Raw genomic sequence first — 24,677 nt, forward strand, 5'->3', positions numbered from 1 at the left:
TGCCGCCATTTCACGCACACAGCTACAGATGCGTGTGCACTGGCGTACACCACACAGATCAACAAAAAGAGAAAGGAAATGCGGCCCGTACCCTATGACCTCAACAACCCATAGGGGCAGAACGAACTAGCGGGCCAGAATATCCACCGCCGTCCCATCCGGGCGTGGCTGCACCTGCACCGGCACGATATGTGGCAAGGCGGCCAGGAAAGAAGCCGGGTCGTCGATATTGAATACGCCAGAGACACGCAAGCCAGCAATCTGGGGATCTGGCACCACCAGACGTTGGGCGCTGTAGCGATTCAGCTCCTGAACTGCATCAGCTAGTGACGCCCCTCGGAACACCACCTTGCCCTCGCGCCAGGCCACGGAATTTTCGACATCCGTGCCTTTGCCTGAACTGAGATGATCAGGCTTGGTAACACGCGCCACATCGCCGGGCCGCAGCATGGCAACCTGCCGACGCCACCAGGGACCCGCGCTCACTTCCACCGAGCCCTGCAAGACATCAACTGAAAAAGCCTGATCGATACGGCGCACATTAAATTGCGTACCCGTCACTCGGACAGCACCGCTCTCCATCTCGACCACAAAGGGCGTGCCTTGTGTGCCATCCACCTGGAAAAACACTTCACCCTGCTCCAGGCGAACCGTGCGCTGATGTCCATAAAGTGCGACCGTCAGGCTTGTATCGGTATTGAGCAACAGAGTGGAATCGTCTGGCAGAACAATCTCGCGGCGCTCGCCATGAGCCGTGGCAAATTGCGCCTGATACTCGGGGACAGCACGCCAGTGCATGGGGTCAATAGCGGCAACCGTCAGTGCAGCCACACAGGCAACTCCCAGGCTATAGCTCCAGAATGCGCGGCGTGATGGCTTACGATCCACAGCCGGCCCTTGCGCCCTGCCAAGTTTTTGCACTTCGCTTTTGGGCAGCGAAGCCGCCATGCTCCAGATGTACTGGACCTGCTGGTAGTGCTGTTGATTGTCCGGGTCCGCCTGCTGCCACTGCTCAAAGGCGACCCGTTCTGCCGCCGTAACATCGTCCGACTGCATGCGCTCGTACCAGTACGCCGCCTGATCGCGCGGGTCGGTCAAGGTAGCGGGATCTATCCTGTCAGTCATGATCGTCTGCCCTCCAGGAGCAGGGCAAAACATGCCCTCTTATAAGACAAGACGCTTGATGGCACCGAAGTCCTGAGCGACTAGTGAGCATTTTTATATAACTGATCTTGTAAATGGCGCAAGGTACGCATCATATAGCGCTCGACCATATTACGAGAAACCCCCATCTTCTCGGCTATTTCAGCATTGGACAAGCCGTCGGCCTGACGCAACTGAAAGGCAATCTGGCAGGCCTGGGGGAGCTCATTCAACGCGGCCAACATCCTGCGTGCCATTTCATCGGCCTCATACCAATCATGCGTACTTGAGGCAGTCGGGTGGTTTTCTTCCGGCAAAGCATCCAGCGATTGGGTCTGACGTACCTGTTCCGCACGATAAATGCTGATGGCCCGGTTCGAGACAGCGCGTTGAAAATAGTAATGCTCATGATCACGCAATACCGCCGTGTCCTGCTCCAGCATTTTCAAGGCCACATCCTGAAGCGCGTCTTCGGCATCCTGCCGATTGCCTGACTTGCGCGCCCATGAACTCACCAGCTTGCTGTAATGAGCGAGCCAGCCTTTCTTGGGCGTGGGTGGGCGAGACATGACAAATGCGAGGGGATTGGATCGTGGAACTCGCCATATTAACAATAATTCTCATTTCGATATACAAATATGTAACCCTGTCGTACTACCCCCTTTGTTTTTCGTAGTTCCTGCAGAGCGACGGCCCAAGGCGCAAACTGCTCCGGTCCGCACAGATAGCCAAGCGGCGCTTCCAGGACCGATCTGGCTTTTCTATGCCAACGTACCGCCCCTGGCGCTACTGCCGGACAAAACCTCAAGGGCTGATCGCTTTCATCCAGAAAGCAGATATCCAGAGCCTGGCGCATTCCCCATAGATGAACCGCTCTGCAAGGCCGCAGCCACACAGCAGTTGCGAAACCCTTGTTTTGTGGCAGTGCCTTCCAGCCACGCCAACGGGTCCAAAAAGTATGGGCATCGAATAAATACAGGGGCTGGAGTTGCGCCTGTCGCAGCGGCTGTTTGATCAGTACTGATATGGACATCACCCTAACCTCCCCCTGCCAGCCAAGGGCCTAACAGGCTCATCGCAATCACCAAGAACGTGCAGGGAAAAATGCACACGACCAAAGGGGCCAGTAGATAAACGGGCAGCTTGAGGGCTCTTTGCTCGGCTTCCAGGTGTAAATGACTACGCAGTTTTTCTGCTTGAGAACGCAGCAACAAGGCCAAGGACAAGCCCGTGTCCTGCGCCAGCTCCAAAGACAAAGCCAACTCCTCCAATTCTGCCTGCCTGAAGCTTAAAGCGACATTGCGCATCGCCTGCGGCAAACGCCGTCCTGCCCGAACTTCGCCCTGCACCTTGTTCAAGCTGATCAGCAGGCTTCCTTGCGGTACAGCCTCCATTGCACGCGCCCAGGCCTGCTGCAAACCCAACCCGGATTCGACAGCCAGCACCAGCAGGTCCAGAAAGAATGGCAGGTCCCGGCGGCAACGGGAATGATGCTGACGCTGCAGTTTTCTTCCCCGTGAGATAGCTTGCAATACGCTAAGGAAGAGACCTGTCACAGCCAGCCCTGCAAGCTCCATCAATGAAGCCCCTTGAGTCAACAAGAAAGCACTGACAAGGCCTGTGAGCAATCCAGTCAAGGCCACACGTTTGCTTAAACCCCCCCGTACCTCTTGCGCATACGAACCCCACAATCGCTCCGGCCACTCATGCACAAAAGGCAGGGACAGGCAGAGATTAAGGACTCTGGAAAACGGGGCTTCCCAAGCCTGCCAGGCCGCCTGCTTCAAACTGCTGCCTCCTTGCAGCAAAAGCAGATAACGGCCACGCCAAGCCCACAGAAAGGCGACCAGGAACAAGGCTGCACTCAAGGCAGAGAGCAGCCAGATCAGTGTGAGCATGATCACCCCTCCCCTCGCAGAATCACTTGCATCCACCACAGCCCCATCACCAACATGGCCACCAGCGTTCCCGCCACCCAAACGCCCAATGTGTTGAACCAGGCTTGCTCAAATGCCGTGGTATCCAGAAGGTACAAAGCCCCCGCCACAAAACCCGGTAGACAGAACATGATTCGTGCCTGCAAACGAGCCTGGGCAGTCAAGGCAACTATCTTGTCCTCGATAGTCAGCCGCGCTCGAATGGTTTGCGCCAGTATCTTCAAACGCTCCCCCAGCCCCGCCCCCGTACTCTGGCCCATCTGCAAGGCACTGATCAGCATGGCCAGTTCTGCCACCGGCACTCGATCCAGAAGGTCTTGATATGAATCCTTGGCATTCAGCCCCAAGCGCTGCTGACGCAAGAGCAAACGCAGCTCTTGCCCCAAGGGTGCTGGCAAGGATTGAGACAACTGCTGCAAAGCCGCTTGCAAGGCCAAACCTGCTTGCAGGCTCAAGGCCAACGACAGCACAAAGTCCGGCAGTTGTCGTCGTAGCGTTTCCAGACGTCGGCGTGCCATCCAGCGCAGAAGTACTAAAGGCGTTACCGCCGCCAGCAAGGCCACAATCGCAGCCAGCCAGAAGGACTGCATCAGCCACCATGCCGTCAGAAAGATCAGAGGCAATAAAGCCCAGGCTCCAAAAGCCAGATACTGGCTGCTCACAAATACAAAATGCGACTGCAAGCTTTGCTCGGACTGCTTAAGCAATTGCTGCCCATAGCGCGTGGCAAGATGCTGTCCTGAACGCAGCAACACATACGCCAACGCAGTGGTGCTCAAGACGATCAGCAAGATACTTAGAAGTCTCATGCTTGCCCCTCTGCGGGGGAAACATGCTCGGACCGCAAGCCACTGGCAGCAAAGCCAAACTCCGGGCGATAGCTGTACAAGGTTTGCAATTGAATACGTTGCGCCTCGATGCCGGTCACCTCCACAATCTCGTGCACCAAGCGCTTGCCATCGGGCAGACGGCTGAGCTGCACAATAATGTGCAAAGCCCGCGCAATATGCTCTCGCACAACCAGCAAAGGTAAATCCAGGCCTGCCATCAGCACCATCCCTTCCAGACGGGACAAGGCATCACGAGGTGTATTTGCATGCAAGGTCCCCATCGACCCTTCGTGGCCGGTGTTCATGGCCGACAACATATCGAAGGCCTCTGCGCCCCGACACTCTCCCACTACGATACGGTCTGGCCGCATGCGCAAGGCTTGTCGCAACAGGCTCCGTATATCCACCTGCCCCTGACCTTCTGCATTCGCAGGCCGGGACTCCAACGCTACCCAATTGCTGTGCTGTAGCTGCAACTCGGCCGCGTCTTCCAGGGTCACGATTCGTTCGCCAGAATCAATGCAGGTGCTAAGCACATTCAGCAGGGTGGTTTTCCCCGTACCGGTTCCGCCCGAGACCAGAATATTGCAGCGCCGCCGCACCGCCTGTTGCAGGAAAGCGGCCATCTCCGGTGACAAGCTGCCCGTCTGCAAAAGATCCTCCAGCCCCAGGCGTCGTTTGGGGAATTTGCGTATGGTGACGCAGGTTCCCTTGACCGCAATGGGCGACAGTACGGCATGGAAACGCGAGCCATCCGCCAAGCGCCCATCCACTGCGGGCGAGCTGATATCCAGCCGCCTACCCAAGGGAGCCAGGATACGGTCAATAATCGCCCGCAAGGCCGACTCACTGCTGAACACCAGGGGATGCGCCTGTAGCCGCCCCGCCTGCTCAACAAATACCCGGTCGTAATGGTTGACCATAATTTCCGAGACCGAGGTATCGGCCAACAAGGGCTCCAGAGGTCCCAAACCCACTGCCTCGGCGCAGACGCTGGCTTGCAGCCTGGCCTGCTCATGCTTAGGGACAGCGCATTGGGCCTGGATCAAACGGCCCAAGCAATCAAAGGCTTCCTGCTCCAACTGTTTGTCTGTCACGCGGGACAAATCCCGGCGCTCCAGTTCCAAAGCGCTCAACAAAGCTTGATGCAGTCGTTGCTGTTCTTGCCTGAACAGTTCATTGTCGGATACGGGTAGATCTGCTTGTCCAGGAGTGAAAAAGCCTTGCCCGCCTTGTGCTGGCTGTCGAGATTCCTCCATCGCAAAGGACTGTGGTGTTGAGGTTTCCGGTGGATTTCCCAAGTCCGAAACGGCCGTATCACTTAGGAGCTGAACCTTCTGCCCAAAACCGGCAATCCGCAGCTTGAACCCACCCAGTGCCAGCACGTCACCCAAGCGCAAGGGCCCATCGTCATAGACCCGTTTGCCGTTAAGCTGCACGCCCGTCAACGAGCCATGATCCTGGATGTACACGGCCCCCGCTCGCTCCAGCAAACTGGCATGCTGACGCGCGATACGCCACGATGGCAGAACAACATCACAGGCAGGATCACGCCCTATCAAGGCCGGCAGACTGACAGTGCAGGGGCGCGTCGTCCCCAGCTCCGACTCAAGCTCAAGGTTCAACACGAAACACCTCACTATCGGGTTCTACCCATTGCGACCAAGCTCCTCGCCCTGCCCCCTTGGGGACAGCACGCACGGGGGTGTTCAAGCGTGGAGCATCGGGAAAAGTCTGGTCCAGCCACTGGGCAGCATTCGCCTGCCGAGCCAGCAAATCAGGATGTTCTGCCGCTACCAAAGTCGGAGTCACAAATACCGCCAATTCCGTTTCCTGCCGGGCAAAACGCTCGGAACGAAACAAGGCGCCCAACACAGGCAAACTGGCCAGCCCCGGCAAGCGGTCCACATGCCGGGACTCTTCCCGCGAGATAAACCCTGCCAGCACCAGCGTCTGCCCTGAGCGCACATTGAACTCGGTCGAGGCTCGTCGGGTTTTCAAGGACGGCCCGGCAGGTTGGGACAAGCTGGCATCAACGGAGCTGACCTCCACCTCAATCTGCGAACGCACCAGCCCACCACGCTCAACTCGCGGCACAATGCGCAGCGACACACCGTAGGGTTTGAAACTGGTCTTGCTGTTTCCCTTGTCGTCCGTGGTGGTGTAAGGCAGCTCGCCCCCGGCCAGAAACTCGGCTTGGGAGCCACTACGTGCCAATAACTGCGGCTGCGCCAGCACCACCGCATGCCCTTCCTGTGCCATGGCCTGAACACGAGCAGACATCAAGGCACCAACGCCAAAGAACGCCGCCCCCTGCTTGGCAGGGAATGCCAAAGGCAAGACCGCTTCGCCCGGCCTGTCCAGAAACTGATGAGTGGCCGCATCCCAGGCCCCGCCCATACTCAAACCGCCCTGGGAGCTGCCGTCCCAACGCACACCCAGCTCCCGCAGGCTGTTGCGCGGCACCTCGACGACCTGCACATCCAGCAAGACCATAGGCTCCCAACCATCTTGCTGCGTGAAATCCAGCAGTTGAGGATGCTCCTGGCTTAAGGCCTGAATGCGTTGCTTGTCCTGATCGCTTAAGCCTTCTCCTTCCAGCACCAGCTTGCCGCCCAGCTCGCTGATACGTAGTTCGGGAATGCGCTCCAGCAAGCTACGTAGCTCCGCCAAAGTTTGCCTATGGTTTTCTGGTGACACCTCAACTTGGTAGGACTGGCTTTGCCCCGAATGGGACCAGACTTGCACCACGGTGCTACCCGTCTTGCGTGCAAACAGAATAAGCTCACCCGATTCCGTGGTGACGGCATGCACAATATCACCATCCCCTACTGCCACCCGCTCTACCTGCGTGTCAGGCAGAACCATCAACTCACCCACTTGCAGCCCCAGGCCCTGAGCCTGACTTTGCAGGCTTGCGCCAAACAAGGCACCAGACAACAAGCTCACTGCGGCCCGCCTGGGCCAATAGCGATTTCTACTCATGGCTGCTGCCCCATAGAAAAGCTGTCCGGCATATCCAGCCAACCCAGGCGCTCCACTTCTGCCTGTCCAAGTTGCCCAGCCGGTCTGTTGCCGTACAAAACCTGTACAGGCTGTTTGGGGCCTGCACCCGGCCCCAGCCCCAGAATGTCGGCCAGCTCGCCCCGCACGGCAGCCTGATGGGGCGTATGGTCATCCGGATTGCGTAGCAAGGCGCTGATGCGTCCATGCTGTCTGGCCGCCAGCAACTTCAAGGCATCGTCCGGCCCTACGTCCAGCGTCAAGGTGGTGTAGGCATCCTTATCTAACCGGGCCGAGGCTGAACCTTCACCTGACTTTTGCCCCGTTGCCAAGACAAGCACAGACTGCAACAAGGGAGCCGTTACCCGCCGCTGCCTGTCGTCAAAGCTGACATAGATATCAATCAAATCCCCAGGCCGAATCAGACCCGATACCGAACTGATTGCATCCACTGGCACAGTCAGCGCACGCCTGCCGGATAACAACTGCTGTGAAAACGGGCTGCTGACTGCCTGCACATGCGCCTTGCTGATCAAGTCTCCCGCCCGCAAAGGCTGGCTTAATACCTGCCCTAATAGATTCTCAAACTGCGCCACATCCCAGCTGTCACTAGGCACCAGTTCAGCAGGAAAAGCACGAGCAGCCAGATGCTCTGCTTGCAGCACCGTTCCTGCTGCCAGACTGGACGCGGCCACCACCCTATCCAACTGCACACGATGCGCAGCCTGCCGCAGAGCTTCTTCCTGCCGATCCAGATAACGACTGCTGGTCCCGGCTGCCATCAAACCAGCCAACAAGGCCAGAAGGCCAAACCCTGCGCTGGGATGACGACATAGCCACAAGAGTTTTACCCGAATCATGAGGCCTCCTTTTCACAGGCACGGCAGATCAGGAGCAAGTAACGCTGCTGCTCATGCTCCAGTTCCATCACATCCAGCTCGGCTGGGCCTTTGCGCCAATAACGCTCGCCCGCCTCCGCCCCCCAATCCTTGCGACGCAGATCGGCTTGCCATCCAGGTTCGGCCATCAGCAGCCAGCTTTGCACTTGCCCTGGCTGTTCGTGCTGCCACAAGACAGCACCGGCGATGGGAGCTGTTGACCAAAGAGATGAGGGGTGAGCAGCCTGACTTTGCTCGGAAACGCTTAACAAACCCGACAAGGTAGGAGCCTGTATATCCTCCAGCCACAAGACGCAGTTCCTGCCATCTCTGGCACGCAGAAATACCCATTGCCCGTCCACTCTGATGGCTCCGTAATGTGCACCACAGAAGACTTCCAAACGAGAAGCCAAAGTCTGCGCGTCCAGGTCTGTACTCAGACCCCAGCTATACACAGGTCCAACATCAGTCTGTGCCGTTTGCACTTGATCCCACTGAACTTGGGAATCCTGCAAAGGTAGGAGCAAGGGCTGCGTTTTGGCCGGCACAGGGCTGAGCATCAGCAAAAACAGCAAGAGCAAAGCTAGTAGCTGTCTCATGGCCGCCCCTTGGGTCTATGATCCGGCACGTAGTCCTGCCACCGGCTCAGCCAATCCAAATCGGCTGGTGTCCGGCCCCAGGCCGCGTCCATAGGCCCTGCATACCGTATCGTTTCTCTGGCAGCAGGCCGACTTGATGCCACTGCCTCACCCCAAGCCGTCGTACTGCTCTCCAAGCGCTGACGAGTCTGCTGGGTACTGGCAGCCTGCCCTGCCGCCGCCCACAGCCAGGATTGGCGTTGCAATTGCGTCTTGGTAGACAGAGCCGCCAGCCAGCGCGGCCATGGAATAGAAACACGCGACTGTGCCGCCCAGAATCCACTACGCAGACTCAAGAGCTCCCATTGCAAGGACTGGGCTGCCGCTATCGGGGACTCCAAAAAACGGGCTGGTGCTACTTCTTGAACTGAACTACTCACTGCTGAAACCGGCTTGCCATGAGCATCGTGTATGAACAGACTTAAATGCGTGCTTTGCTGCATTTGCTGCAAGCGATACTGCTGCAGCATCAGCCAGCGACCCGCCATCACCATCAAGCCCAACACCACGCCCAGCAAGCAGGCCTCGACCAATGCCATCCCTTTTTGTTGCTTGCTCATGATCGACGGCCCCCTGCATCCATCAACCGTGCCTGCCAGAAAGGCAGAAACAGGCTGGGCTCCGTATCCTCCCTAGAATCTGCGCTATCCGGTGGCAAGGAGAAAAAAGATTGAGCCGCCGCGCGTGTATGAACGGTCTGCCCCAAATGGCCTTGGGCCTGCAAACTCAGCACCAGATCGGGGCCAGCGCTCTGCTCGGGAGCTGACAAGGCATATCCGTCTACCCACGGCCTTTGACTCCAGGGTCTGGCGTCTCGCCGCGCCCAGGATTGCGCCACTGTATTGCCTTGAGCCGACAGCAAGGAGCCATTGCCTTGCTCCAGCGCCCACTTCCAGAAACTCTGCCCGGAAAAGTCATCCGGCGCATCAATCCCCGACGCATGCGCAGGCGTTTGCAAGGCCCACGCCATGGCATATTCACGGAAATAACAGCCTATCCAACGGTTGGAGCGCACCATATGCATGGACTGCGTATCGTTGGAATGCCAGCGTCCCGAGCTATCAAATTCAGTACGACCAGCGCGACGCAAACGATGTTGCCACAAGGGGCAACGTCGATCGACACCGGGATAAGAACGAGCCTCGTAATCCCGTGGGGCCAGAAACCCGTACAAGGAAACCAGATGCCTCAACCCCGACTGCCATTGCGCTTGTCCGGATTGCAAGGCCAGGAACAACGGCCAATCGTCCTGCTCCAGCTGCCAGCGAATGGCTTGTGCAGGCCAATCCGGCAAACTGCCGTCCAAGGTCGCTTGAATAATGGCTTGCCGTCGTTGTGGTAAGCCCTCTACCAATTGCTGCTGTGCCTGCGCCAGCACGTCATGAATCAAACGCTGATGGGCTTGAAAAGCCTGCTCCAAAGCCTGTTGATTGTCTCCAGCAGAGCGCGCCTGGGTATAGGCCAATCCATGTGCAGGGCCAAACATCATGGCGACCAAATGCGCAGGCGGATTCGCCCGACGCGCTTGCCCGGACTGGGTTTGCGCGGCCCTGTCCCAGCTTGCCAAGGTCAATAAATGCCCCAAGGCCAATTGATGCCCCAACTGCGCCCGGTTGATATAGGCCAGCAGATTCAAAGTGCGCGCCTGCTCGGTGGCGGCACCATAGGCAGCAGCATCCAGCACCAGGGACAAGCGCCCTTGCTGCTCGGCAATCTGGTTTACGTGAAAGTAGCCGCCCCAGGCGACAGACAGGAGCGCCAGCGCAATCAGCCCCCAGGCCAGCGCTGCCCCCTCTTGTGGATGCTCGGGCGACCTCATTGCGCGTTGCCCGTAAAGGATTTCAGGCTCTTGCCACTGCCTTGAGCCGCCGCAGCAGAAGCGGCCGATTGCGCTTGTTGAGTCTGCTCGGAACCATCCTCGCCCGCCAGTTCCTTGGCCATGGCCGCGGTCTGGTTGCGAATCACCTGACCGAAGGACTGGTAAACGGCAATGGCCGCCACCGCAACCAAAGCCACAATAATCAAATACTCGACCATGCCCTGGCCGCGCTGCCGCCTGATGAACTGTCTCATTGGAATCTCCCAAAAGTCAGTTCACAGTCTGCCCCTTGGCAGCGGGCCAGAATATTCGCAAAAACCGAGCCGGATGGGCTTGTCCGGCTGTTGGTAACAATCAAGCGGCCGTCGGAATACTCAGCTCATATTGAGAACCTAAGAGATTCAAGCGCACCCTGTTCGCATTCACTCCAATATCTCGTGCGTAGCCACCTTATCCACCACTTCCCGACGCTGCCACCCCAACACTTCCGTGGCCTGCACCACAACCTTAAACACCATTTCTTTAGAATCATCTAGAGGCCTGGAGTACTCAATCAACACTTGCTTGCCAAAACGGGAGCGCAATGTAACGGGCTCAATGACATACACCGACCTATCAATTGCGGGTACGCACAAGAAACCTTCACTAAAAACACTCAACACTTGGCAACCCTCCTCAGTAACCACAACACTTATGTCTTGTAAAGCCCCAATCCCTAAAGCCTTAGCCATCCTATCCACGACAAAACTCGGATTATTCGACAAAATGAGCAGAATAATAAATCCAACCGCACCCAGCCCACCTGACACCTTGAGCCGCATTGCAAGGGTATTGCATGAGGCCACCACTCCCATGCAGACTGATTGAGCGAGCAACCATACTCCAAATCCTGTCCACTGAGCCACATCATCAATGCCCGGCTGTACCTTATAAAGCTGCAAAAAAAGTATCGCGTTATAAGCTGTAAGAACTGCGCCGATGAAAGACGCACCAGCTGCCATCCCCAAATCTGCTCCGACCCCTTGGCGTGGCCACGTTGACCTGAGGACTCTGAGCCTCCTGACTCCGAATACTCCGCAAAATACTACTAAAACGATTAACACACTAACGGCAACGACCTGAATCAGTCGCGGTGCTTCCCCCGGGATGGTCATCGCCGCGTAGACACCACTAGCAGAACACATGGCAAATAACGTTGCTATCTGGCCTCGTAGCTTTGCATCAGCTCCCCAGAACCAGCTGCACATAACCCAACCACCAACGGTAGTCACCATAAAGATCGAAAGAATAAGAAACAGACTGACAAGTGACACGCTGGCTAACAGCGACACCGCTCCCAACAAATCCAGCTCGGGCAAGAAACCATTACTCAGGACAAAAGCTAGCAGTACGAGTCCACCCAGAACCAAAACGAAATTCCAAAGCAACGCCAATCCATTCACAGACTTCAGCGTTTTCCATACCGAAAATTCCGGCTCTATCTTTTCCATAGATCAATGCCCTCACCAAAGCGTGAATCAAAATCAAAATTAAAAGATCGGCAATCATGATGCCCGCCACAAAATATCTTGTCCCCGCGAAGTAACACCCAAATACACAGACACATCACAGAAAAAAGACCAGCAACCCAAGCATTCATAATTAAAACAAGAAAGGCGTTACGATCGACTAATACACAAGCCGTGCCCTATTTATCCGTCAAGCCGCAGCCGAACAAGTAACCTCTGCTTTCTGAATACAGCACCATACCGTAATCATCGGCATCTACTCGACAATCTATGCGACACCTAACATCGCCGCCGCTATTACTTAGCTTGCAACGTGGCCAACCCTAAAATCAGAAATGGTGGAAGGCTCGCAAGAGATGCCTTCATTTACCCAGTCTTGATAGCAAGTCTGTATGCCGTTGACCTGTATCAAAGGCCCATACAAAAACCCGTCTGGAGACTGCTCTCCAGACGGGTTCATGACCAGCTATTCAGACCTGGATCAGACCAGACGCACGTCTATGCTGCCCAGGCCGTCGATCGCCCCATGCATCACATCGCCACGTTCCACCGAGCCGACACCGGCCGGGGTTCCCGTGAAGATGATGTCGCCGGGGACCAGCTCGAACAGACCCGACAGATAAGCGATGGATTCAGCTACATTCCAGATCAGCTGATTCAAATCGCCAGTCTGACGACGTTCACCGTTGACGTCCAGGGTGATGGCACCTTGGGACAGCTCGCCAATACGGCTGCGTGGCACCAGAGGGCCAGTCGGTGCGGAGTGGTCAAAGGCTTTGCCCACTTCCCAGGGACGACCGGCTTTTTTGGCTTGCGTCTGCAAATCCCGACGGGTCATGTCCAGACCCACTGCGTATCCCCACACACATTCAGCCGCCTGCTCCACCGTCAGATCACGCCCGCCCTTGGACAAAGCCACGACGAGTTCGATCTCGTGATGCAGATCCTGGGTGCGGGAAGGATAAGGCATGTCGCAGACTTGGCCGGGCAGCACATTCAAGATGGAGTCTGCCGGTTTGCAGAAGAAGAAAGGATCTTCGCGGCCGGTAAAACCCATTTCCTGTGCATGCTCGACGTAATTGCGGCCGACGCAATAAATGCGGCGTACAGGAAAAACCTGCTCACTGTCCTGTACGTTCAGTGCCGCAATCGCTGGCGTGGGGATGACGGTACTCATTTTGCCTGGCCGTCAGCAAAGCGCTTGGCACCGTCTACCAGTTCTTTCTTGGCAGCTTCGATACCGTCCCAGCCCTTGACCTTGACCCACTTGCCTTTTTCGATGTCTTTGTAGTGCTCGAAAAAGTGCTTGATGCGCTCCAGCTCTTCAGGCTGCAGATCTTCAGGCGACTTCACGTTGCGGTACAGGGGGTACAGCTTGTCGGTAGGCACGGCCAGCAGTTTGGCATCGCCGCCGCCTTCGTCGTCCATATGCAGCACGCCGATAGGACGGCAAGGAATCACGGCACCGATCTGGATTGGGAAAGGAGCAATCACCAGCACGTCAACCGGGTCGCCATCGTCCGAAATGGTTTGCGGAACGTAGCCGTAGTTGCAGGGGTAGTGCATGGCGGTCAGCATGAAGCGGTCCACAAAAACCACGCCGTTTTCGTCAACTTCGTATTTGACGGGATCCGAGTTCATGGGGATTTCGATGACTACGTTGATCTCGTCGGGCAGTTTTTTGCCAGCAGGTACTTGGGCGAGGCTCATTCGTGCAAACCTTTAAAAATAAAAGAAATTAATCGTTGGAGCGTCGAGGACGATCCGAAGTTTGAGAGAGATCGACCCCAGGGATGGGAGCCGTATCAAAGTAATCATCCATATCCGAAGAGGAGCTCAGGCTGTCTTGCTCAGGCGTGGCAGCAGGAGGCACAGGCTCGGCCACAACAGGCAATGGACGGCCATGATCGGGCAGGTCCTCGGCCACGACGCTGGCGGCATAGGTGTAATGCGGCAGATCGTCGTCATCCTGGGATGGCAGGCTGTCTGCGTCCGTATGGCTGGGATCGTGACGGGTATCAGCCGCTGGCAAGGCCGTGCTGACGGCCAGAATCGGCAAAGTACCGGCCATAGAGGCCGCCTTGCGCCAGTAAGAGATGGCTTCGTCGTGCCGACCCAGGCTGTCGTACAAATTACCCAGCAAAGCGTGATTGCGCAGATCGCCCTGGATTTTCAGGCTACGCAGCAGGTAATGCTCGCCCTGCCCCCACAATTGGCTGGTCAGGCACAGATGGCCCAGGGTGGACAGCAAGACTGGATTGTTGGGCTGGCTACGCAGCCACTCTTCGGCCTTGGCCAAACGACGACCCACATATTCAGGCGGGCACTGGGCGTAGGCTTCCAGCAAGCGGCTGTCGAAGCTGGCGGCAATCGCAGGTTCCAGGATACGACCGGCTTCTTCAAAATTGCCTTCGTGTTCTTGAATCAGGGCTGCTTCCAGCGCTACGCCAGGCAAGACCTTTTCTTCAGATTTCAGATCCGACCACAAGGCCTTGAACTGTTCAGCCCCCCCCACACGCAAACGAGCAGCAGCGGCAAATTCAATGTGGTTAAGCGCCTCTTGACGTTCGATCCCACTACGACGCACCAGCAAACGGGTCAATTCGTAAACACGCTCGGCATTACCTTGCTGGCGATAGGCGCGCAGCAACAAACGCGTAGCGTGCAGATGACGTGAACTGGCGTCCTGCAAATCCTGCAGCAGCTCGATGGCTTCTTCGGTACGGTTCTGATCCAGGTACAGCTCGGCCGAGGCCACGGCACTGGCTTCTTTCAAACGTGCATCATCGCCTGCGGCGGCACGAGCGGCAGCCAAGGCTTCATCACGTTGAGCGATCTGACCTTGATAATGCGCAGCACGAGCTGCGGCCAAACCTGCCACGACTTTGCTGGACTGCGAGCGGGTTTTGCTCATCAGCTTCATCATGTCTTTTTCGGCTTGCTCGTAACGGCCTTCCAGAATGCTGATCCAGCCAGTTTCCAGCAAAGCCTGATCGCGGCGTTGAGCACGACGACCACGCCACAGGCGGAAACGCTCCGGGCCATCGCTGAACCAGGCCAGCAGACGCAGCAGCACGTACAGGACGATGAACAAGCCCAGCGTGCACAGAACCACATAGGTCAGCGAGGCACGTGCCAGATAATGCGGCGTGACCAAATAGACGTTACCGGCGTGCTCGCGCAAGACCAGCGCCAGGGCAACCGCGGCAATAAATAAGATGAGAGTCCAAAACCAAGTACGCATACCTTACCCCTGCGCCTGAGCGGGCTGCTCCGTCCCGGTTTGAGCGGGAGTAGCAGACTCAGTCTGTTCGGCAGCAGGAGCAGCGGGCTCCTCCTGGCTGGCAGGTTCTGTGGATTGAGGCGGGTCGGACAGGATGTGGTCCGTGTCGCCCTGCTCGGTGGTGGTGTCGTCGGCATTGTCCTGGCTACGACCGGCCTGAGCCTGACGCAGGCTTTCAATAGCCGCCAAGGTGTTATTCACGGTAGGCAAACGAGCACCGATGCGGGTGTCTTGCAATTGACGCGTCAGGCGCAAGGCCTGTTGAACCTGATTCGACTGCGTATCAAAACGTTTTTCCAGAGCCGTCGCCACCGCATTCAGCTCGGTCTGCCAGACGGCGGACTGGTTCATCATCATGGCCAGTTGGGCGGCCATAATGCGCAGACGCAGGTTTTCACGCAAACGTGCAGCCTGATCAGGCGACATCAGCAAGGCGGCGGCATCGTCTACACGACGGATGGAGACAAACTGCCCCAGATCGTGGCTGACAGAGCGCCAGGCGCTGCTACCCCACTGCTCCACCGTATTCCAGCTGCGCTCCCACCAAGGGGCATCAGCGGCCAGTTCCGTAGGTTCCTGAACGTCGGACTGCAAGTCCAGTGCTTCAGTATTCGCACCACCGGCAACGTCATCCGGCACCAGCAAAGGGGCTTCCGAGACATAACGCGACAAGGTGTCCAGCTGACGCGACAACGAAGCCACATCCACCGTGGCAGCGGCGCGCAGACGCTCCAGATCGCCATTCAGTGTTTGTTGCAGGGAGGCCAGACCCACACGATTGGCACGTGCCAATTGCGCCTGGGCTGCTTCCAGAGAAACGATGGCATTGGCCACATTGCCACCCAGCATCAGTTGCTGCTGAGCAATCGTGGCCAGGTGATCAATATCGTTCAGCAAAACCAGTTCCGAACCGCTGTCCGTCATGGTCTGGAAAGCCTGGCTCAGATCATGGAACTGTTCGGTGGAATCGTTAAAGGATTTTTCCAGCTGGGCGAGCTTGTCGGACTGACGCTGCGCCAGGGCCAGGGCCTGCTGCGCGGTTTGGCGCGCCTGCTCCGTGGTATTGATATTGGTTGCCAGCTGGGCTTGCAGCTCGGCCTTGTGCTTTTCCAGCAATGAATTCTGGTACCAAAGACCGGCAGCGGCCAGCACTACAACAACAGCCGTCAAAGCATAAGCCGGACCCGCGCCACTTTTACGCTTTTGGGGCGTGGTGGTGCTGTCTTTGGGTTCGGAATACGGACGAGGAGCCGCTGTACTGGCTGGGCTGGAAATGGGAGTCTCCGGTTCGCTTGCGGATGCGTTCTCTGTTTTATCGTTCATGGCAAGATTGTAATCCGTGTGAGGCTAATCGCGCGAGAGCACCGCCATCAAGGCAGCGACAATGTCATCATCGTCTGGCGTACACCTTTTTACCATTGGTGGCGCTGCGATTCCAGCCTGCAACAATAAGGACTGTAAATGTTCTTCAATACGCGGATGTATGACCACATAGGCACATTGCGCCCAAACATCCTGTAAACCCAGGCTTTGTACATTGGCAAAAACCGCATCGGCGCTTTGAGAGCTGCTGAGCAATACGGCCAGACGGCCTGTCTGCAAACTGTCACGAATTTGACGGCCCTGCTCCGCACTCCACTGGGAGGGGCTGCGCTGGTAAATCGCCAGACGCTGGACCTCAATACCGTGATTCTCCAGCTGCTGCCCCAACCATTCACGACCGCTATGGCCGCGCACAATCAGAACCCGCTCAAGTTGCGCAAGTCGGGGCTCCAGCACCGTCCACAGGGCCTCTGAATCCTGCAAGGAATCCGCACTTTCAGGATGAAGTACGGTTTCCGGGGAGACGCCCGGCTGGGCGCGCAGACAGGCAGCGGTGGCAAAACCCACGGCAGCCAGCAATACCTTGTCAGGCCAGCTTTGGTCACGCGCCTGCAAGGCCGCAAAGTAGAAATTGACCGCACTGCTGCTGACAAAAAGCACCAGGTCAAAATCCTTGGGGTCTTGCCATTGCGCTTCGGACAGGTTTTGCGCTTTCAGGCTCAAGGCAGGCAAAACCAAGGAAGAAAAACCCTGCGCGGCCAGGGCAGCCGACAGGGTTTCGTTCCGTCCCGCGGGGCGGGTCAGTAATACACAGGGCAGGTTCATGCCGCTTTACTCGCCTTCTGCGGGCTGTTCCGTAAGCAAGCGATCCAGAATGGCTTGGGCACCTTGCTGCTTCAGGTCTTCCGCCAGGGACAGGCCCAAGGCTTCTGCATTGTTAGCCGCACCATTGATCTGGGCGCGATACACCGTTGAGCCATCCGGTTCGGCAACCAGGCCGCTCAGGCTCAGTTGTTCGCCGTCCAGCGTGGCATAAGCAGCCAATGGAACCTGACAGGACCCACCCAGAGCGCGCGATACGGCTCGTTCGGCCAGCGCACATACATGGCTGGTGGAATGCGCCAAAGGCGCCAGCCATTGAGCCACATCGGTACGGGTTTTCAGAATCTCGATGCCCAAGGCCCCCTGCCCGGCGGCAGGCAAGCTGTCTTCAATCGAGATGTAATCGCGGATACGCTCGGCCAATTCCAGACGGCGCAAACCGGCCGAAGCCAGAATGATGGCGTCGTAATCGCCACGATCCAGCTTGGACAAACGCGTCTGCACATTGCCACGCAGCGGACGGATGTCCAGGTGCGGGTAGCGTTCACGAATCTGGGACTCACGGCGCAAGCTGGAAGTGCCTACGATGGCACCAGCAGGTAAAGCCGCAAGATTGGGATAAGTATTGGAAACAAAAGCATCGCGTGGGTCGTCCCGTTCCATGATGATGGGCAGATCAAAGGACTCGGGCAACACCACCGGCACATCTTTCAACGAGTGCACCGCCAGATGGGCGCGGCCATCCAGCAAGGCGGTTTCCAGTTCTTTGACAAACAGGCCCTTGCCACCCACTTTGGACAGCGTGCGATCCAGAATCTGGTCACCACGGGTTGTCATTTCCAGCAAGGACACCTTGCACTGCGGGTACAGCTGCTGCAAACGGTCGCGTACATGCTTGGCTTGCCACAAGGCCAGCTGACTGGCGCGAGTGGCAATAACCAATTCCTGAGGAGTAGAAGCCACAGCGGTCATGCAGCAAAGTAGCGCACGATGGCGGCAGCAACAATACCGATAATGGCCAGGATCCCTAAGCCTTGCAGCAGGGACAAACCGCTTTCCTGACCTTTGGCGTCGGAGGATTTAAAAATTGCCATAGAACTAAGCTTCCTTGGTAGAACCTTTACGGTGCGCCAGCCATTTGCCCAGCGCCACCACTAATAAGGCACAAACAATCTCGACCCCGAGTTTAACAGGCTGGGGCTGCACGCCAAATTGATTTTCCACAATACGGTCGGTGATGAGCATGCCGCCTGCAATCCAGCCCAGCAAGGCACCACCCAGGGTCACGACAATAGGGAAACGGTCAATCAGTTTCAGAACCAGGGTACTGCCCCAGACAATAATGGGGACACTTAGCAATAAACCAAAGATCACGTAGCCCAATTGGTGATCCAGGTGCGCATTTTGCGCCGCACCGGCAATGGCAATCACGTTATCCAGGCTCATCACGAAGTCCGCGATGATGATGGTTTTGACAGCGGCCCAGATAGTGCCGCCCCCTTGAATATTGCCGTGCTCATCGTCCTCGGGCATCAGCAGCTTGACGCCGATCCACAAGAGCAAGAGACCGCCCACCACTTTCAAAAATGGCAGATCCAGCAAGGTCAAGGCAAAGAAAATCAGAATGACGCGCAGAATAATCGCGCCAACGGTACCCCACATAATGCCCTGCATACGCTGCTGCTTGGGCAGGTTACGGCAGGCAAGCGCGATCACGACCGCATTGTCGCCACCGAGCAGAATATCAATCAGTACAATTTGAAACAGTGAACCCCAATGCAGGGTTTGGAGAAATTCAATCATTTCGTTCCCGTGTCGCTAAACGTGAGTTCTCTTCCCGGCCGCTGGACAATTATTGTTTTTGTCGCAGGCCGTCCCAAGACAACAATGCCCCTTAAAGCAGCAAACTAATCCTAGCCTGTGCAACATCGGGGCTTCTTTTTCTTACTTGATTCGTTTCAGCATGATCAGGCTGGCCAGATTCGGGAAGGAATGCGCCGGGTTGTGGTGTTTTTCTTGACGAAACCGGCTGGCCAATCTTGCCCGGCTGCCCAGGGCAGCCAGACAAAGAGCCCGCCAAAGCGGGCCCTGGTACCACTATTTACAGCACTTCTTTGAGCAGCTTGCCCATTTCGGATGGGTTGCGAGTGGTACGAATACCGCAAGCTTCCATCACTTCCAGCTTGGCGTCGGCCGTGTCGGCACCGCCGGAGATCAGGGCACCAGCGTGACCCATGCGTTTTCCGGGAGGCGCTGTCACACCAGCGATAAAGCCAACAACAGGCTTGGTCATATTGTCTTTAGCCCACAAAGCCGCGTTGACTTCGTCTGGACCGCCGATCTCGCCAATCATGATAACGGCATCGGTATCAGGATCGTCGTTGAACATCTTCAGTACGTCGATGTGCTTCAGACCGTTGATTGGGTCGCCACCGATACCCACAGCCGAGGATTGACCCAGGCCCAGTTCGGTTACTTGAGCAACGGCTTCGTATGTCAGCGTGCCGGAGCGGCTGACCACACCGATGCGGCCCTTGCGGTGAATGTGGCCGGGCATGATACCGATCTTCAGCTCGTCAGGAGTGATCAGACCGGGGCAGTTCGGGCCCAACAGCAGGGTTTTGCGGTTTTCAGCGCGCATGCGGTTGCGAACTTCCAGCATGTCACGAACAGGGATACCTTCGGTAATGCAGATAACCAGGTCCAGGTCAGCTTCAACAGCTTCCCAGATGGCAGCGGCAGCGCCTGCGGGTGGAACGTAAATAACCGACACAGTCGCGCCAGTTTCAGCCTTGGCGTCGGACACGGAGGCGTAGATAGGTACACCTTCGAAATCCTCACCGGCACGCTTGGGGTTCACGCCAGCCACAAAGGCTTCCATGCCGTTACCGTATTCACGGCACATGCGGGTGTGGAACTGGCCGGTCTTGCCGGTGATCCCTTGCGTGATGACTTTGGTGTCTTTATTGATCAGAATCGACATTTGCTAATCCTCAACCTTTTCTTACTTGGCGGCAGCGACAACAGCAGTCGCCGCTTCGGCCATGGTGTCAGCACTGATGATGGGCAGACCGGAATCGGCCAGCATTTTCTTGCCCAGCTCTTCGTTGGTACCCTTCATGCGTACCACCAGAGGCACGTTCAGGTTGACGGCCTTGCACGCAGCGATCACGCCTTCAGCGATCACGTCGCAGCGCATGATGCCGCCGAAAATGTTAACCAGAATGGCTTTGACGCCCTTGTTGGCCAACATGATCTTGAAGGCTTCAGTAACTTTTTCGGCCGTAGCGCCACCGCCCACGTCCAGGAAGTTGGCAGGCTCGCCGCCAAACAGCTTGATAGTGTCCATGGTAGCCATGGCCAGACCGGCACCGTTCACCAGGCAGCCAATGTTGCCGTCCAGCTGGATGTAGGCCAGATCGTATTTGCTGGCTTCAACTTCAGCAGGATCTTCTTCGGCCAGGTCACGGAAAGCCACGATATCGGGGTGACGGAACAAAGCGTTGCCATCAAAGTTGAACTTGGCGTCCAAAGCAATGATGTCGCCCGAGCCGGTCAGGATCAGAGGGTTGATCTCGGCCAGTTCAGCGTCAGTTTCGGTGTAGCACTTGTACAGCTTCTGGAATTCAGCAACGGCTTTTTCGATAGAAGCGTCAGGAACGCCAATACCGCGAGCCAGCTTGGTGGCTTGCTCGTTGGTCAGGCCAACGGCTGGGTCCACGAACTCTTTCAGAATGGCGTCGGGGTCACGCTCGGCCACTTCTTCAATTTCCATGCCGCCTTCGCTGGAAGCCATCACGGCCACGCGCTGGGTAGCACGGTCGGTAACGATACCGACGTAGTATTCCTTCTTGATGTCCGCGCCTTCCTCGATCAGCAGGCGACCCACTTTCTGGCCTTCAGGGCCAGTTTGGTGAGTGATCAGCTGCATGCCCAGGATTTCCGAGGCCAGTTGACGCACTTCGTCCATCGAGCGAGCCAGCTTGACGCCACCGCCCTTGCCACGGCCACCGGCGTGAATCTGGGCTTTGACAACCCACACAGAGCCACCCAGCTCCTGCGCAGCTGCAACCGCTTCATCGACGGAGAAGGCAGGAATTCCGCGTGGCACGGCAACGCCAAACTGCTTAAGCAGTGCTTTGCCCTGATATTCGTGAATTTTCATGTGATACCTGTCAGTCTAAAAACACAATAAAAAAAGAAGGCAGGAACTCCAGGCCTGAGCCCGAGACCTGACTAAAACAAAAAACTAATCCACCCCGTCTGTGACTTTGGGTCGATACCAGACGGGATAAAATTCCTCAACCACGGGACCGCTCAAACGCAAGGCATGGCAGCCATCCAGATGGAAGGGCTGCTTATCGGTGCGATAAATCTCTGATTCCCCGCTGCTGCGACGTCGCCCGGCCATGGTCTGTACGGCGGCGGTTGGCAACACTTGTGCCAGCTCGCTCATGTGCGTACAGCCAGCCGAACGCCCAAAGCGCTCTTTGACACCCTGCCGAAATTGCTTGAGCAAATTCAGGCCCACCAATTTCTGGTAGGCGTCCGAAATGGACGAACAGTTGTCCTGGTAAGGGGCTGCATCGTAGACCGCCACGGCATCCACAATGGCAAAGCTGCTATCAATAGTGATACGCAGATGCATCAGGTGGACAGGATCACCTGCCTTATGGGTTTGGCCGTTGCGTATGGGAAAGTCGTAGGACTTCACATCCAGTAGCGAGGCCTCCAGGTCCCAGAGGCCATCTTCCCGTGCAAACGACTGTACCGTGATGGTACGCGTATGCAATGGTTCACGGGCGACGGACGGCGGGGGCAAAGGCATTGATATGAACGGGGCGGCAAGATTGAAACTGATCAAGTATAACGCACCTCGTATGTTCCGTATCAGCCACTTACATAATCTGTAAGTGCATCCAAAGCGGGCCAAACACAGGATCTACGCGGCGTCGATCCTACGGTATACCAAATTTGCATGAAAAAAACGACCACCTGACGGGCGGTCGTTTTCATCCAGGCGGGGAAATCGGGCAGCAGGACGGAAAACGCCCTGCCCCGACATTCCATTCAGGCGGCTTATTTTAAGCCTGCACTAAATCAGGCAGCCGCTCGCAATGCCCTGGCCGCATCCACCATGGCCAGCAAGGAAGCTTCAGTTTCAGCCCAGCCCCGTGTCTTCAAACCGCAATCCGGATTCACCCACAAACGGTCGGCGGGCAGGCGCTTGGCCGCCTCCCCCATCAAACGCACCATCCAGTCCTTATCGGGCACATTGGGCGAGTGAATATCGTAAACACCAGGGCCAATGTGGTTGGGATACTCAAAGTTCTCGAAGGCATCCAGCAAGAGCATATTGGAGCGCGACGTTTCAATCGTGATCACATCCGCGTCCATATCGGCAATGGACTGCATGATGTCGTTGAACTCCGAATAACACATATGGGTATGAATCTGGGTTTCGTCGGACACCGCGCTGGTGGACAGACGGAAGCAATCCACCGCCCAATCCAGATAGGCTTCCCAATCGCCCTGGCGTAGCGGCAAGCCCTCGCGAAAGGCGGGCTCATCCAGCTGAATGACACGAATGCCGGCCTGTTCCAGATCGGAGACCTCATCCCGCAAGGCCAAAGCCAATTGACGACACGTATCGGCACGCGGCTGATCGTCACGAACAAAAGACCACTGCAACATCGTCACCGGGCCGGTCAACATGCCTTTGACGGGACGCTCGGTTAATGACTGGGCGTAGGAGGACCAGGCCACGCTCATCGGTGCCACGCGCAGCACATCACCAAAGATAATCGGCGGCTTCACGCAGCGCGAACCGTAGCTTTGCACCCAACCATTTTGCGTAAAGGCAAAACCACCCAGCAGTTCACCGAAGTACTCCACCATATCGTTGCGCTCGGCCTCGCCATGCACCAGGACGTCCAGACCGATCCGCTCCTGAAAACGAATGACCTGCTCGATTTCAGCCTGCATGGCTTTTTCATAAGCCGCATCACTTAGAGCACCACCGCGCCAGTCGCGACGGGCGGTACGAATTTCCGTGGTCTGGGGGAAAGAACCAATTGTGGTGGTGGGATAATCGGGCAAATTCAGCTTGTTGCGCTGGGCCTTGATACGCTGAGCAAACGGAGCACGTTGACGCTTGAGCTGGTCAATTTTCTCCATCTGGGCTTGTACTGCAGGATTGTGCGTACGCTTGGACTCACGACGCGTTTTCAAGGCCGCTTGCTGCGCTTGAACCGCTTGCTGCCCCGCTTCATCCAAAGTGCCATCCAGCAATCCTTGCAAGAGCTTCAGCTCATCCAGTTTCTGCACCGCAAAGGACAGCCAGCTCTTTAATTCAGCATCCAGGCCGGTTTCACTTTGCACATCCACCGGCACATGCAGAAGCGAGCAGGATGGTGCAATCCATAGGCGCGCACCCAAGGCGGCTTGCAAAGGCTTCAAGGTCTGAACCGTTTTTTCCAGGTCTGTGCGCCAAATATCGCGCCCCGAAATCACACCGGCAGACAGCACCTGAGCTTGGCCCAATACGGCTTGCATGGCCTGTAAAGCAGCCGGAGCGCGCACAGCATCGACATGCACACCCGCCACGGGCAGGTCTTTCAATACCGCGACGTTTTCATGCAGATCATCAAAATAGGTCGCCAGCAGCAGCTTCAAGCCGGACTGATTCAGGCCTTGATAGACGCGGCGGAAAGCGTCCTGCCACGCCTGGGGCAAATCCAGAACCAGAACAGGCTCATCAATCTGCACCCATTCCACACCCTGTGCTTTGAAGCGGGCCAGCACTTGCTCATAAACAGGTAGCAAGGTATCCAGCAGATCCAGCTTGCCCGTATCCGCCAAGCCCTCATAAGCATCGCCCTTGCCCAGCCACAACCAGGTCAAGGGACCAGGAATCACGGGCTTGACCTTGTGTCCTAAAGCCTTGGCTTCTTCAATCTGTTCAAACAAGGACTCACGCGCAATACGGAAGCTTTGACCCGGTGTGAACTCGGGGACGATGTAGTGGTAATTCGTATCGAACCACTTGGTCATTTCACAAGCAGCGGCAGGCGTGCCGCTGGGCGCACGACCTCGTGCCATGCGAAACAAGGTATCCAAAGACAGGGGCGCATTGTCAGCCTGGCCGAAACGGGCAGGAACCGCCCCCAGCAAGGTGCTCCACTCCAAAATCTGGTCATACCAGGCAAAGTCACCCACCGGCACGGTGTCCAGACCCGCCTTGCTTTGCACATCCCAATGCTGAGCGCGCAAGGCTTTGCCCGTCTCCAACAGCTCTTGCTGGCTTACCTGACCGGCCCAATAGGCTTCCAAAGAGCGCTTCAATTCGCGCTGCGCACCCATGCGAGGAAAACCCAAATTATGAATAATAGTCATAGTAAGCCCATAAATTAGAAATAAGAGGCCCGTATCAGGCGCTTGAAATCTATTGTGCCTGTATAATTACTTGAAAAAAAATCAAATACACCATGCTA

General features: G+C 56.7%; 24 protein-coding genes. All 24 read right to left on the bottom strand.

All coding sequences use genetic code 11. The features are described from left to right. Positions 1 to 126 precede the first annotated feature (126 nt). A complete protein-coding gene (locus DUD43_RS11085; protein WP_194273382.1) occupies positions 127 to 1,125 on the bottom strand; it encodes a FecR family protein in 999 nt (332 codons plus the stop codon). 80 nt (positions 1,126 to 1,205) lie between these two features. After that, complete coding sequence (locus DUD43_RS11090) at positions 1,206 to 1,712, bottom strand: RNA polymerase sigma factor (RefSeq protein ID WP_153230338.1); 507 nt, start codon at positions 1,710 to 1,712, stop codon at positions 1,206 to 1,208. A gap of 468 nt (positions 1,713 to 2,180) precedes the next feature. After that, complete coding sequence (locus DUD43_RS11095; protein WP_228125772.1) at positions 2,181 to 3,041, bottom strand: type II secretion system F family protein; 861 nt, start codon at positions 3,039 to 3,041, stop codon at positions 2,181 to 2,183. A 2-nt stretch (positions 3,042 to 3,043) separates the two neighbouring features. Further along, entirely contained in the window at positions 3,044 to 3,889 is an 846-nt protein-coding gene (locus DUD43_RS11100; RefSeq protein ID WP_153230340.1) for a type II secretion system F family protein, read from the bottom strand. Then, positions 3,886 to 5,535 (bottom strand): ATPase, T2SS/T4P/T4SS family, encoded by a 1,650-nt coding sequence (locus DUD43_RS11105; protein WP_153230341.1) that lies wholly within the window; start codon positions 5,533 to 5,535, stop codon positions 3,886 to 3,888. Before DUD43_RS11105 ends, DUD43_RS11100 begins: the two co-directional genes overlap by 4 nt. After that, the gene (locus tag DUD43_RS11110; protein ID WP_409049734.1) at positions 5,525 to 6,895 is read right to left on the bottom strand and encodes a type II and III secretion system protein family protein; all 1,371 of its coding nucleotides are present in this window, start codon (positions 6,893 to 6,895) and stop codon (positions 5,525 to 5,527) included. The genes DUD43_RS11105 and DUD43_RS11110 overlap by 11 nt, the downstream gene beginning before the upstream one ends. Next, the gene (gene cpaB / locus DUD43_RS11115; RefSeq protein WP_153230342.1) at positions 6,892 to 7,773 is read right to left on the bottom strand and encodes a Flp pilus assembly protein CpaB; all 882 of its coding nucleotides are present in this window, start codon (positions 7,771 to 7,773) and stop codon (positions 6,892 to 6,894) included. Before cpaB ends, DUD43_RS11110 begins: the two co-directional genes overlap by 4 nt. Next, positions 7,770 to 8,390: a hypothetical protein gene (locus DUD43_RS11120; RefSeq protein ID WP_153230343.1), complete on the bottom strand. Its 621-nt coding sequence runs from the start codon at positions 8,388 to 8,390 to the stop codon at positions 7,770 to 7,772. The genes cpaB and DUD43_RS11120 overlap by 4 nt, the downstream gene beginning before the upstream one ends. Beyond that, positions 8,387 to 8,989 carry a pilus assembly protein TadE gene (locus DUD43_RS11125; RefSeq protein WP_153230344.1) on the bottom strand — a complete coding sequence of 201 codons (603 nt, stop codon included), beginning with the start codon at positions 8,987 to 8,989 and terminating at the stop codon, positions 8,387 to 8,389. The genes DUD43_RS11120 and DUD43_RS11125 overlap by 4 nt, the downstream gene beginning before the upstream one ends. Beyond that, positions 8,986 to 10,248 carry a hypothetical protein gene (locus tag DUD43_RS11130; RefSeq protein WP_153230345.1) on the bottom strand — a complete coding sequence of 421 codons (1,263 nt, stop codon included), beginning with the start codon at positions 10,246 to 10,248 and terminating at the stop codon, positions 8,986 to 8,988. Before DUD43_RS11130 ends, DUD43_RS11125 begins: the two co-directional genes overlap by 4 nt. Continuing rightward, positions 10,245 to 10,502, bottom strand: coding sequence for a hypothetical protein (locus DUD43_RS11135; protein ID WP_153230346.1), 258 nt, complete (start codon positions 10,500 to 10,502; stop codon positions 10,245 to 10,247). Before DUD43_RS11135 ends, DUD43_RS11130 begins: the two co-directional genes overlap by 4 nt. 168 nt (positions 10,503 to 10,670) lie before the next feature. After that, on the bottom strand, positions 10,671 to 11,738 hold the full coding sequence (locus tag DUD43_RS11140) for a hypothetical protein (protein WP_153230347.1): 1,068 nt from the start codon (positions 11,736 to 11,738) through the stop codon (positions 10,671 to 10,673). A gap of 499 nt (positions 11,739 to 12,237) precedes the next feature. Further along, positions 12,238 to 12,933, bottom strand: a complete 696-nt coding sequence (locus tag DUD43_RS11145; RefSeq protein ID WP_153230348.1) for a fumarylacetoacetate hydrolase family protein — start codon at positions 12,931 to 12,933, stop codon at positions 12,238 to 12,240. Then, complete coding sequence (gene ppa / locus DUD43_RS11150; RefSeq protein WP_009462201.1) at positions 12,930 to 13,466, bottom strand: inorganic diphosphatase; 537 nt, start codon at positions 13,464 to 13,466, stop codon at positions 12,930 to 12,932. Before ppa ends, DUD43_RS11145 begins: the two co-directional genes overlap by 4 nt. Positions 13,467 to 13,494: 28 nt before the next feature. Further along, positions 13,495 to 15,000, bottom strand: coding sequence for a heme biosynthesis HemY N-terminal domain-containing protein (locus DUD43_RS11155; protein ID WP_153230349.1), 1,506 nt, complete (start codon positions 14,998 to 15,000; stop codon positions 13,495 to 13,497). 3 nt (positions 15,001 to 15,003) lie between these two features. After that, the gene (locus DUD43_RS11160) at positions 15,004 to 16,362 is read right to left on the bottom strand and encodes a uroporphyrinogen-III C-methyltransferase (protein ID WP_153230350.1); all 1,359 of its coding nucleotides are present in this window, start codon (positions 16,360 to 16,362) and stop codon (positions 15,004 to 15,006) included. Between the two features lie 24 nt (positions 16,363 to 16,386). Then, positions 16,387 to 17,187, bottom strand: coding sequence for a uroporphyrinogen-III synthase (locus DUD43_RS11165; protein WP_153230351.1), 801 nt, complete (start codon positions 17,185 to 17,187; stop codon positions 16,387 to 16,389). Positions 17,188 to 17,193: 6 nt separating this feature from the next. Then, positions 17,194 to 18,156, bottom strand: a complete 963-nt coding sequence (gene hemC, locus DUD43_RS11170) for a hydroxymethylbilane synthase (protein WP_153230352.1) — start codon at positions 18,154 to 18,156, stop codon at positions 17,194 to 17,196. Then, positions 18,153 to 18,278, bottom strand: coding sequence for a hypothetical protein (locus DUD43_RS19345; protein WP_003799533.1), 126 nt, complete (start codon positions 18,276 to 18,278; stop codon positions 18,153 to 18,155). Before DUD43_RS19345 ends, hemC begins: the two co-directional genes overlap by 4 nt. A 4-nt stretch (positions 18,279 to 18,282) precedes the next feature. After that, on the bottom strand, positions 18,283 to 18,987 hold the full coding sequence (locus DUD43_RS11175; RefSeq protein ID WP_153230353.1) for a TerC family protein: 705 nt from the start codon (positions 18,985 to 18,987) through the stop codon (positions 18,283 to 18,285). 298 nt (positions 18,988 to 19,285) lie between these two features. Next, on the bottom strand, positions 19,286 to 20,167 hold the full coding sequence (gene sucD, locus DUD43_RS11180; RefSeq protein WP_009461784.1) for a succinate--CoA ligase subunit alpha: 882 nt from the start codon (positions 20,165 to 20,167) through the stop codon (positions 19,286 to 19,288). A gap of 21 nt (positions 20,168 to 20,188) precedes the next feature. Next, entirely contained in the window at positions 20,189 to 21,349 is a 1,161-nt protein-coding gene (gene sucC / locus DUD43_RS11185; protein ID WP_009461782.1) for an ADP-forming succinate--CoA ligase subunit beta, read from the bottom strand. Between the two features lie 84 nt (positions 21,350 to 21,433). Continuing rightward, on the bottom strand, positions 21,434 to 22,012 hold the full coding sequence (locus tag DUD43_RS11190; RefSeq protein WP_228125775.1) for a DUF2889 domain-containing protein: 579 nt from the start codon (positions 22,010 to 22,012) through the stop codon (positions 21,434 to 21,436). A gap of 272 nt (positions 22,013 to 22,284) precedes the next feature. Further along, positions 22,285 to 24,579: a 5-methyltetrahydropteroyltriglutamate--homocysteine S-methyltransferase gene (metE, locus tag DUD43_RS11195; protein ID WP_153230355.1), complete on the bottom strand. Its 2,295-nt coding sequence runs from the start codon at positions 24,577 to 24,579 to the stop codon at positions 22,285 to 22,287. Positions 24,580 to 24,677 lie beyond the last annotated feature (98 nt).

The organism is Alcaligenes faecalis (assembly GCF_009497775.1).
Lineage (GTDB): Bacteria > Pseudomonadota > Gammaproteobacteria > Burkholderiales > Burkholderiaceae_B > Alcaligenes > Alcaligenes faecalis_D.